Below are 7,411 nucleotides of genomic sequence, written 5' to 3'. Positions count from 1 at the left end.
CCGATGGTACTGCTATACCAAGTGGGAGAGTAGGTCGCCGCCTTTTTTTGGAGAATCCCGATCACATGTGTGGTCGGGATTTTTTTTTGCCCTATATTTAGGATAGTCAAAACCATACCAAATGAATAAAAAACTTACGTCTGTCCTTTTTATCCTTACCTGTTTTTTATCCCTAGCGCAAGAAAATCAATTAAAGGCCCTCGTTGGAGGTACCTTAATTGATGGTTTTGGCTCTGATCCTATTAAAAATAGCGTGGTGATCATCGAAGGGGAAAAAATAATAACCGTTGGTACCATTACGGACACCCCGATTCCGGCCAATGCAGAGGTAATATCTACAGAAGGTATGACGGTCCTTCCAGGTTTATGGGATATGCACGTACATACCATGATTAATGGACATTCCGATTATGAGTATTGGGATAAGACGTATCCGCCATTGTTAGAGGATGTGATTATGCCTTCATCTGCCCATCAATTATTAATGGCAGGTGTAACCAGTGCTAGAGACTTAGGAGGTCCACTCGAAGAAAGTATTGCCGTTAGGGATGCCATCAATAAAGGTGAAATTCCAGGTGCTACTTTGTATGTGTCTGGACCATTCATACAGCATCAACCTTATCCGGGTACTGAAGATTTTAGGTGGGGAGTCACCAGTCCTGAAGATGGGCGGGAAAAAATCAGAAAGCTTGCGAAAGCAGGGGTAGATCTGGTCAAATTGATAGATCATGACCAAATGACCATGGCAGAGCTAAAAGCCGTAGTAGATGAGGCCCATAAAAATAAATTAAAGGTAGTAGCCCATGGACATAGGCCTAATGAAATTCGTAGAGGGTTGCAAGTTGGGGTAGATTGTTTTGAGCATACGGGTTTGTCCTCTGCACCGGAATATCCGGCTGATATCATGGAACTGATTAAGGAACGGACTGCACAAATGAATTTAGGGCCCTTATTTTGGTGCCCTACCGTAGAAGGACTGTATAATTATGAATATGTGAGGGATCACCCTGAAAAATTGGACAATGATTCCTGGCATTTGGGATTACCCGATAGCGTTATCGTAGATATTAAAAATAGTATCACCCACCCAGATAGATTACCCTATTTTCAATTGACTCCCATTAGGAAGCCTACCCTTCAAACAAAAATTAAACAATTAATGGACGCAGGGGTAGTTTTAATGATAGGAACGGATAGTGGTATCCCCATGAAATTCCATAGCCAATCTACTTGGAACGAATTAGATGTTTGGGTAAATGAATTTGGGATAGATCCCATGTACGCCATAAGGGCAGCCACGTATTGGCCTTCACTTTGGATGGGCGTGGCCGATGAAGTGGGCACTATTACCCCTGGGAAATATGCAGATATCATTGCTGTAGATGGGGATGTGCTGCGGTATATCAGCTTACTGCAAGATGTGGATATGGTCATTAAGCATGGAAAACGTTATAAATAGTGGGGAGTAGGGTAGAAACCATAAACAATGGATCATTTGAAAAAGAGGAAAGGCTCCATACGTATTCCCATGCCTTAGGTGTTTTTCTTGGAATTGTAGGTGCCTTTTTCCTTCTACTGAATAATAGTGGTAAAACGGACAATGCCACCTTAGCTATATTGATCTATAGTTTCACCATAATTTTGCTGTTTTCGGCCTCTACCTTGTACCACTATGTTTCCAACTTGGAATTAAAAAGAAGGTTGCGGATTGTAGACCATGTTAGCATTTATTTTTTAATTGCAGGGACGTATACTCCAGTGGCTTTGATATCCCTAGCCAGTGGAAATGGGTTTCTTATTTTTTATACCGTTTGGGGAATAGCCTTGGTAGGTGCTCTTTTTAAAGTGTTTTATACGGGTAGGTTTGAAATGCTTTCCTTATTTCTTTATTTGGCCATGGGCTGGCTCATTGTTCTGGATTACCCTAATTTATTGGAAAATACCTCCCAAATGGGAATACATCTACTGATGTTGGGCGGTGCTTTTTACACTATTGGAATTTTATTCTATGCCATCAGAAAAATCCCTTATAACCACTTGATATGGCATTTTTTAGTATTGGGCGGTGCCATTAGCCATTGGTTGTTTATATATTTAGATGTGGTTTAACTAATCAGAATGTCCTGGTATTCTTCAAAAAATGCTTCAAATTGTAGCATGTTTTCATTTAAGAAGACCATGGTCTTTTGCCAACTGTCTTTATTATGAATGGAACCCCCCTCTAAATCCACATAGATTCTAGATATTTCTTTCTGATTCTCCAAAATATAGGAATCATTGAAAATTGCATCAGGTAGATACTCTTCCTTTAAAATGGACTTTAAGCTTAAAAGTCTTTCCCACAGTTCTATTCTTTTCTCCAAATCATGGTGATCTAAATCCAAGGAAACTATAGCCATTTTGGTGTCAAAATGGAACTTAAAGGCAAAGTCTTTTACCTTAGTATTGTATAGGATCCATTTTGTTGGAAAAGACTTTCCAAAGGATACCCAAAAGTCCTCTCGTAGTTTTCGCGATGCTTCCTTACTGAACATTTATAAGAGATAGGCGATGGCTATACCGATGATGATTACCACTAATTTTCTTAAATTAAACTTATGCCCCTCCGAGCTTTCAAATAGTATAACCGTGGAAATATGGAGAAATACACCTATTACCACAGCCGTAATTGGGGCGTAGTATTGCTCTATTATTTGCATATTGGCCGCCAATAGGCTTCCAAGAGGGGTCATAATGGCAAACAACACAATAAAAAACACTGCATTGAGTAGCTTGATCTTTGAATTGATAAAAAATATGCTCAAAATTATGGCAATGGGGACTTTGTGTACCAAGATGCCATAAAGTATTGTTTCATGTTTTTCTATAGGAACTCCTTCCAATAGGGAGTGAATGGAAAGACTGATGAATAGCAGCCATGGAAAATTTGTTTTTTCAATATCCAAATGTACATGTCCATGTTCTGCCCCTTTGGAGAAGAACTCCAGAAATATCTGAAGTAAAATACCTAGCATAACGCAAACACCAATGGTTTTAGGATCGGAATTGGCGTAGGCCTCTGGAAATAGTTCAAATACTGTCAAAGCCAAAAGAAAGGCCCCGCTAAAGGCTAAAATCAATTTAATGGACTCTTTGTTCTTGGGTTTTACTATGAAAACAAAGGCAAAACTTAATAATACCGCTAGTATGGGTAATAAATAGATCATGTAGTATAGGTTAGTGCTCTGTACGGTGTAATTGGGGTAAAATTAATGTATTTTTGCGGTATTCTTTAAAGTAAGTATGGACAATAATTTTAAAATGGTGGCCAAAACCATGTTTGGTTTTGAGGAGATATTAGCAAAGGAATTGCGTAATCTAGGGGCAAGCAATGTAGAAGAAGGAGTTAGAAGTGTTTCTTTTGAAGGCGATAAAGGTTTTATGTATAAAGCCAATCTTTCTTTAAGGACTGCTATTAAAATAGTGAAACCTGTACATTCTTTCAATGTAATAGATGAGAACGACCTATATAAGAAAATATATCAGATGGATTGGAGTGCGTATCTTACAGCGGACACTACTTTTGCCATTGATACCACAATCAATTCAGAGAATTTCACCCACTCCTTATATGTTTCACAAAAAGTTAAGGATGCCATTGTGGATAAATTTAGAGATACCGATGGTCGTAGGCCAGACGTGGATATAAAATTTCCAGATGTCCGATTAAATATTCATATCCAAAAAGAACACTGTAATGTGTCTTTGGATACCTCAGGTAGATCCTTACACCAAAGGGGATATCGTACAGCTACCAATATAGCTCCTATCAATGAAGTCTTGGCTGCAGGATTACTGCTATTGAGTGGCTGGGACGGACAATGTGATTTTCTAGACCCTATGTGCGGGAGTGGTACTTTTTTAACAGAAGCGGCAATGATAGCCTGTAATATACCGGCTAATATTAATAGAAAGGAATTTGCCTTTGAAAAATGGTCCGATTTTGACGAGGAGCTTTTTGAAAGGATTATTGATGCTAGTTTAAACAAAACAAGGGAGTTCCATTTCAAGATCTTTGGTTATGACAAAGCACCTTCGGCTGTAGCAAAAGCTAAGGACAATGTTACTAATGCGAACTTATCAGAGTACATTACAATTGATAGAAAGAACTTTTTTGAAACCGATAAGTTTACAGAAAAGCATTTACATATGGTGTTCAACCCCCCATATGGAGAGCGTTTGGATATAGAAATGGAAAGTTTTTATGCTTCCATTGGAGACACCTTGAAACAAAAATATCCAGGGACCGATGCCTGGTTTATCACTTCCAATTTGGAGGCGTTAAAGTTTGTAGGTTTACGGCCATCTAGAAAGATAAAGGTTTTTAACAGCCACTTAGAATCGAAGTTGGTAAAGTATGTCATGTACGAAGGAAGTAAAAAAGCCAAGTTTAACCAACCGTCCTAGAATATGAAACCAAAATTTAGGGCTCTTATTTTTAATTTTATAGGATTTGCCATCCTGTTTGTGGTACTCCGATTCGCCTTGGTGTGGATATTTTCCAGCGAAAGCATTGCTTTTGCAATTGTAGCGGCTATTGTAGCGACTGTTTTGGCTCCAAAATTTGCTGCGACCAAGACTAAGGCTGGAGAAAAGTTATTTGTAAAATGGATTTTTACAAAAGGGGTTAAGGAGGTCTGACTTACTTTTCAATTTCCTTTTTTGTTGACTTTTTCACCTTTTTGTAAAGCGGAATAAAGTAGGAAAGCGAATAGTTGTAGCTGGCACCAAATTTACTACCATCGGTAACCTTATTGAATCCTGGTATCCATAAATTTGGAAATTCATCCGCTTGTTTTTGGGTAACCAAATATCCCAAGCGTACACTAGCCCCCAAATAAATATTGGCAAATAGCTCTACCTTAGTACCAAAGACCAATTCTAACCATGAGGCATTTAAGCCGCTAAATTCCTGACCTGGGGATTGCCCATCGGCGAAATTGACTTCGTTCCAATATCTATTACTATCAAATACATTATAATTGTTCAAAGTCTGACTAAACGTGCTTATAGCGTACCTTCCACCCAAAAAGATAGTGTTGTCCATACCGTACCAATTCAGGTAGGTATTGTAATCCACTCCTGCTTTGATATAACTCCCTGAAGAAGTAAAGTTATATAAGTCTTCCTGCTTCGTTCTATCTTCATTACCAAGTTCTGCAGCAAGAAAGAGTTTTTGAGTAAGTCTATAATCACCTACGAGTTCCAGGCCTGTATAGTTTTCATTAAAAAAAGATAGTGCTAATCTACTAAGATCCGCCCCTACACGTAGCCCGTAGGATTCTTTTTTTACTATGGTATCTTTTGGTTGTAGGTCAATAGATTTGCTCTGAGCATGTCCTAGAACGAAACCCAAAAGGAAGAAAATACTAATGAAATATCTTAACATGAGCTGTAGCTTGATCGTTTATAGTTGTTTGAACTATTTCCACTCCTTTTATCCAGTTGTCAGCATCTGTAGTTAGCATTCCATTTAGGTTATCATAATTGGCGATAAACCCACATGCGCGTGATACGAATACCTCATTAGTTTCATAATTAAATGTAATAACATCTGAATTTCCAGTTTCTTCGTTTGAAGTATTAGAGGTAGAATTTGATATTAAAACAAAAGAGGTGGATGGACTATTTATTCGTAATGGCATTTCTACTAGATCCAAATTGGATCTGTCTGCTACTGTATTGACGGTAAACTGCTGATCTATTCCTGCGACTCTTAATTGGGTCACTATTTTGGTTGTGGTTGTATCGTTAATATCGTAAAAGCCTATAACCAATAGGGGGGTATCCCCATCTACACAAATATCATCTTTCTCACAAGCAGCAAAAGAAATGATGATTAATAAAATGGCGCCAATGGCAAGAATTTTTTTCATGTACAAAATTGAATTTATCTACAATTTGAAGTTAGGCTCGTTTTTCCAAAAGTACAACATTTTCTACGTGGTGTGTTTGTGGGAACATATCCACGGATTGTAATTTAGTGATTTTATAAAGGTCTTTCATTAATTCTAAATCCCTCGCTTGTGTAGCACTATTGCAGCTTACATAAACTATTTTTTTTGGGGCTATATTCAATATTTGTTGCACTACATCCTTATGCATACCATCTCTTGGTGGATCTGTGATGATAACATCAGGTTTGCCATTCATAGCAATAAACCCTGGGTTGAAGATGTTTTTCATATCTCCAGCAAAAAAGGCAACATTTTCTATATTGTTTAGCTTTGCATTGGCTTTTGCATCTTCAATAGCTACTGGAACAGCCTCTATCCCAACTACTTTCTTGGCTTTTTCTGCTACAAATTGAGCGATGGTTCCTGTTCCAGTATATAGATCATAAACCAATTCATCTCCTGTAAGTCCCGCAAAATCTCTGGTTATTTTATAAAGTTCGTACGCCTGGTCCGAATTTGTTTGATAAAAGGATTTGGCGTTTATCTTGAACTTTAATCCTTCCATTTCTTCAAAAATATGATCACGCCCGGCGTAACATTCAATTTTTTGATCGTAGATCGTATCGTTCTGCTTTTGGTTGATCACGTACAATAAGGAAGTGATCTCTGGAAATGATTCCTTAATAAAATCCATTAAAAGTGTACGTTGTTCCTCGTTATCTTCGAAGAATTGCACTAAAACCATAATTTCACCATTAGAAGAGGTTCTAATCATTAGCGTACGTAATAGTCCTTCTTGGTTTCTGGGGTTAAAAAAAGGAAGCTCGTGTTTATTTGCGAAATCCTTGATCCCTAAACGTATGGCATTGGAAGGATCTGCCTGTAAATGACATTTTTTAATGTCAAGGATTTTGTCCCACATCCCTGGAATATGAAAACCGAGGGCATTTCTATCATCTATTTCGGCTTTGGAATTAATTTCATCATAGGTGAGCCATCGGCTATCTGAGAAAGAGAATTCCATTTTATTCCTATAAAAATATTGTTTTTCGGAACCTAAAATTGGAGTAATTGTAGGTAATTCTAAATGACCAATGCGTATTAAGTTATTTTCTACCTCCTTTTGTTTGTAGAACAATTGGTGCTCGTAGGCCATATCTTGCCATTTGCAGCCTCCACAAACTCCAAAATGTTGACATTCTGGTGTTGTCCTTTTATCAGATAAAGTATGGAATTTTATGGCGTTACCTTCAAAGTATGCTTTTCTTTTTTTTGTGGTCTGCACATCAACAACATCACCTGGAACCGCGTTGGTTAGAAATATAACCCGGCCGTCTGGTGCCTTGCCTATTGTTTTTCCCTTGGCCCCTGCATCTACCACCTGTACATTTTCGAAGACCTGTCTTTTGTTCTTTTTACGCATGTGGCAAAAGTAAAATCTTTTTATAGAATTATAGGGACCTCTGTCCTAAAAT

Annotated in this window: 9 protein-coding genes; 4 read left to right on the top strand and 5 right to left on the bottom strand. The window is 37.9% G+C overall.

Annotated features, from left to right (window positions below; translation table 11 throughout):
- The first annotated feature begins 121 nt into the window (after positions 1-121).
- The gene (locus ABXZ36_RS10900) at positions 122-1,459 is read left to right on the top strand and encodes an amidohydrolase family protein (RefSeq protein ID WP_354615580.1); all 1,338 of its coding nucleotides are present in this window, start codon (positions 122-124) and stop codon (positions 1,457-1,459) included.
- Positions 1,459-2,109, top strand: coding sequence for a PAQR family membrane homeostasis protein TrhA (gene trhA / locus ABXZ36_RS10895; RefSeq protein WP_354615578.1), 651 nt, complete (start codon positions 1,459-1,461; stop codon positions 2,107-2,109). The genes ABXZ36_RS10900 and trhA overlap by 1 nt, the downstream gene beginning before the upstream one ends.
- On the opposite strand, the gene ABXZ36_RS10890 is transcribed toward trhA, so the two are convergent.
- Both ABXZ36_RS10890 and ABXZ36_RS10885 read right to left on the bottom strand, forming a co-directional pair.
- Positions 2,106-2,534 carry a DUF4268 domain-containing protein gene (locus tag ABXZ36_RS10890; protein WP_354615576.1) on the bottom strand — a complete coding sequence of 143 codons (429 nt, stop codon included), beginning with the start codon at positions 2,532-2,534 and terminating at the stop codon, positions 2,106-2,108. The two genes, trhA and ABXZ36_RS10890, sit on opposite strands and share 4 nt — an antisense overlap.
- Positions 2,535-3,206 carry a ZIP family metal transporter gene (locus ABXZ36_RS10885; RefSeq protein WP_354615575.1) on the bottom strand — a complete coding sequence of 224 codons (672 nt, stop codon included), beginning with the start codon at positions 3,204-3,206 and terminating at the stop codon, positions 2,535-2,537.
- Positions 3,207-3,282: 76 nt separating this feature from the next.
- Here ABXZ36_RS10885 and ABXZ36_RS10880 point away from each other — a divergent pair, with 76 nt between their 5' ends.
- Together ABXZ36_RS10880 and ABXZ36_RS10875 are read left to right on the top strand one after the other, a co-directional pair.
- Positions 3,283-4,446 (top strand): THUMP domain-containing class I SAM-dependent RNA methyltransferase, encoded by a 1,164-nt coding sequence (locus tag ABXZ36_RS10880; RefSeq protein WP_354615573.1) that lies wholly within the window; start codon positions 3,283-3,285, stop codon positions 4,444-4,446.
- A 3-nt stretch (positions 4,447-4,449) separates the two neighbouring features.
- Positions 4,450-4,680 (top strand): hypothetical protein, encoded by a 231-nt coding sequence (locus tag ABXZ36_RS10875; RefSeq protein WP_354615571.1) that lies wholly within the window; start codon positions 4,450-4,452, stop codon positions 4,678-4,680.
- Between the two features lies 1 nt (position 4,681).
- Here ABXZ36_RS10875 and ABXZ36_RS10870 read toward each other — a convergent pair whose 3' ends face one another.
- From ABXZ36_RS10870 to rlmD, 3 genes are read right to left on the bottom strand one after another with little or no spacing between them, the layout of a single operon-like run.
- Positions 4,682-5,428: a DUF6048 family protein gene (locus tag ABXZ36_RS10870; RefSeq protein WP_354615569.1), complete on the bottom strand. Its 747-nt coding sequence runs from the start codon at positions 5,426-5,428 to the stop codon at positions 4,682-4,684.
- A complete protein-coding gene (locus ABXZ36_RS10865) occupies positions 5,409-5,915 on the bottom strand; it encodes a DUF6452 family protein (protein ID WP_354615568.1) in 507 nt (168 codons plus the stop codon). Before ABXZ36_RS10865 ends, ABXZ36_RS10870 begins: the two co-directional genes overlap by 20 nt.
- A gap of 31 nt (positions 5,916-5,946) precedes the next feature.
- Complete coding sequence (gene rlmD, locus ABXZ36_RS10860) at positions 5,947-7,359, bottom strand: 23S rRNA (uracil(1939)-C(5))-methyltransferase RlmD (RefSeq protein ID WP_354615567.1); 1,413 nt, start codon at positions 7,357-7,359, stop codon at positions 5,947-5,949.
- Positions 7,360-7,411: the final 52 nt, after the last annotated feature.

Origin of the sequence: Sediminicola arcticus (assembly GCF_040566695.1) — a bacterium.
GTDB classification, from domain to species: Bacteria; Bacteroidota; Bacteroidia; order Flavobacteriales; family Flavobacteriaceae; genus Sediminicola; species Sediminicola arcticus.
This window is presented reverse-complemented; position numbering and strand designations above follow the sequence as displayed.

Bases quoted from the DNA above. Each gene is read 5' to 3' on its own strand.
- ABXZ36_RS10900 (WP_354615580.1), top strand. From the start codon at position 122: ATGAATAAAAAACTTACGTCTGTCCTTTTTATCCTTACCTGTTTTTTA.
- ABXZ36_RS10890 (WP_354615576.1), bottom strand. From the start codon at position 2,534: ATGTTCAGTAAGGAAGCATCGCGAAAACTACGAGAGGACTTTTGGGTA.
- ABXZ36_RS10885 (WP_354615575.1), bottom strand. From the start codon at position 3,206: ATGATCTATTTATTACCCATACTAGCGGTATTATTAAGTTTTGCCTTT.
- ABXZ36_RS10880 (WP_354615573.1), top strand. From the start codon at position 3,283: ATGGACAATAATTTTAAAATGGTGGCCAAAACCATGTTTGGTTTTGAG.
- ABXZ36_RS10875 (WP_354615571.1), top strand. From the start codon at position 4,450: ATGAAACCAAAATTTAGGGCTCTTATTTTTAATTTTATAGGATTTGCC.
- ABXZ36_RS10870 (WP_354615569.1), bottom strand. From the start codon at position 5,428: ATGTTAAGATATTTCATTAGTATTTTCTTCCTTTTGGGTTTCGTTCTA.
- ABXZ36_RS10865 (WP_354615568.1), bottom strand. From the start codon at position 5,915: ATGAAAAAAATTCTTGCCATTGGCGCCATTTTATTAATCATCATTTCT.
- rlmD (WP_354615567.1), bottom strand. From the start codon at position 7,359: ATGCGTAAAAAGAACAAAAGACAGGTCTTCGAAAATGTACAGGTGGTA.